Source organism: Bradyrhizobium sp. CCBAU 51745 (genome assembly GCF_028128715.1).
Classification (GTDB): Bacteria; Pseudomonadota; Alphaproteobacteria; order Rhizobiales; family Xanthobacteraceae; genus Bradyrhizobium; species Bradyrhizobium manausense.
In genome coordinates this window covers 1-683 of record NZ_LBJP01000028.1, presented here as the reverse complement: position 1 = coordinate 683, position 683 = coordinate 1, and the positions used below count along the sequence as shown (strand labels likewise).

The 683-nt window shown below is 63.8% G+C and carries 1 protein-coding gene; it reads left to right on the top strand.

Features of this window, described 5'->3' with window-relative positions; all coding sequences use genetic code 11:
- Nucleotides 1–683 (top strand): GDP-L-fucose synthase family protein (locus XH98_RS12925; protein WP_271618808.1); only part of this gene is annotated, 683 nt, incomplete at both ends.

Genomic DNA, 683 nt, shown 5'->3' with positions numbered 1-683 from the left:
CGCCAACAACACGCTGCGCGCCGAGTTCATCTACGACAACATCGCGATCGCCGCGAACGTGATCCAGGCCGCGCATGCGAATGGCGCGGAGAAGTTGATGTTCCTGGGCTCGTCCTGCATCTATCCAAAGCTGGCAGCCCAGCCGCTGCGCGAGGATGCCGTGCTCACCGGTCCGCTGGAGCCGACCAACGAACCCTATGCCATCGCCAAGATCGCCGGCATCAAGATGGCCGAGGCCTATCGCAGCCAATATGGCAGCGACTTCATCAGCGTAATGCCGACCAACCTCTACGGCCCCGGCGACAATTATCATCCTGAATTGAGCCACGTCGTCGCCGCGCTGATCCGCCGCTTCCATGAGGCGAAAGAATCTGGCGCCAGGAGCGTCGTCGTCTGGGGCACGGGGACGCCGCGGCGCGAGTTCCTCTATGTCGACGACATGGCGGATGCCTGCGTGCATCTGATGAAGACCTATTCGGGCAGCGACCTCATCAACATCGGCACCGGCGAGGACATCGCCATCGCCGAGTTCGCGCGCGTGGTCGCGGAGATCGTCGGCTATCACGGCGAGATTTCCTACGATACCTCGCGGCCCGACGGCACGCCGCGCAAGCTGCTCGACGTCAGCAGGCTCGACAAGCTCGGCTGGCGCGCGACGACCTCGCTTCGCGAGGGCTTGAAGC